Origin of the sequence: Streptomyces hirsutus (assembly GCF_001418415.1) — a bacterium.
In the GTDB taxonomy this organism is placed as follows: domain Bacteria; phylum Actinomycetota; class Actinomycetes; order Streptomycetales; family Streptomycetaceae; genus Streptomyces; species Streptomyces hirsutus.
The window spans coordinates 1-1,443 of sequence record NZ_LIQT01000762.1; the positions used below are offsets into that span (position 1 = coordinate 1).

Sequence of the window (1,443 nt, forward strand, 5' to 3'; positions counted from 1 at the left end):
CCTCGCACAAACCCTCCCCCTCGCACAAGCCGTCTCCTTCCCACAAGCCGTTCCCCCCTTCTGCGCCGTCCTCCTCGTCCTGCCCCGGACCCGAGCGCGCCCACTGCGGCAGGCCCGAGGTTCCGCGGGGCGTCCATGCGGGGACAGGCGGCGGGTTCACCGACTCCGTGCCCGCCCTGGTGGCGGGCGGGCTGCTGATCGCGGCCGCGTTCGGCGCCGCCGGCCACCGGCTGTACCGCGACAGGAGCACGCGTACGGACGGCTGATGCCCGGAGCGGACCGGCCCGCCGACCGGTCCGCCCTCCCGGCCCTCGCTCCCGGTCCTTGTCGGCGGCGGTGCCTGCCGGGAGTGGTCGGTGGAACCGTGGGTACTGACACCGGACACGGAGTGGAGGCGCGAATGCGGCGGACGGACCCCGAACCGCACAGCCCCGCAGGCCGGCATCCCGGCGGGGCGGGTCCCGCAGGCGGTGCCCCCACGGGCCATGATCCCGCAGGCGGTGCCCCCGCGGGCCATGATCCCGTCGGCCACGGTCCGGTCCGCTTCGGCCCGGTGCTGCCCGAGGACGGGCTGCCCGTGCTGCCCGAACTGGCCGCCGTCCTCGCCGCCGCCGCGTCCCGCGCGGAGACGGAACCGGTCGGCGGCGGCCCCGCCCTGCTGGACGCCGCGTGCGGCTACGGCGACCGGCGTGGTCTGCCCGCAGCCCCGGACCGGGTGGCCGTCGGCCCCGGCGCGCCCGCGCTGCTCGTGGCGCTCACCGCGGCCATCGGCGGGGACGTACTGGTGCCCCGGCCCTGCGCCTCCTGGTGGGCGCCCTACGCCCGGCTGCTCGGCCGCCCGGCGTTCCCGGTGCCGGTGCCCGCCGAGAGCGGCGGTGTCCCCGATCCGTACGCCCTGCTGGAGACCGTACGGAGGCTGCGTGCCGAGGGCGGCGACCCGCGCCTGCTGGTGCTCTCCGTCGCCGACGACCCCACCGGCACCGTCGCCCCGCCCGAACTGCTGCACGAGACCCTCGAGGCCGCCGTCGGCGAAGGGCTGCACCTGGTCAGCGACGAGACCTGGCGCGACACCCTGCACACCCCGCGCGACACCGTGCTGCTCAGCCCCGCCGAGATGCTGCCCGAACAGGTCACCGTGGTCACCGACCTGGCGGGCGCCCTGCTCCCGCCGGGCTGGCCCGCCGCGGTCGCCCGCTTCCCGGCGGGCGCGGCGGGCGGCCCGCTCCACGCGCGCGTGCTCGACGTCCTGACCGCGCTCGACGCGCGCGTCGCCACCCCGGTCGCCGTAGCCGCCGCCTACGCGCTGTCCGAGCCGGAACCGGTCACCGCGCGGGTGGCGGCCTCCGTACGCCTGCACGCGCGCGTGGCCGCGGCCGCGCGCGCCGCGGTCGTCGCCGCGGGCGCCCTGGCCCGGCCCCCGCAGGCCGGGCCAGGGCGCCCGCG

General features: G+C 78.9%; 1 protein-coding gene and 1 pseudogene. Both read left to right on the plus strand.

Features of this window, described 5'->3' with window-relative positions; genetic code table 11:
* Positions 1-266, plus strand: a pseudogene (locus AOK11_RS44280) (hypothetical protein); the annotation flags it as partial.
* Between the two features lie 134 nt (positions 267-400).
* On the plus strand, positions 401-1,443 hold a 1,043-nt coding region (locus AOK11_RS38385; protein WP_107098792.1), incomplete at its 3' end, for an aminotransferase class I/II-fold pyridoxal phosphate-dependent enzyme.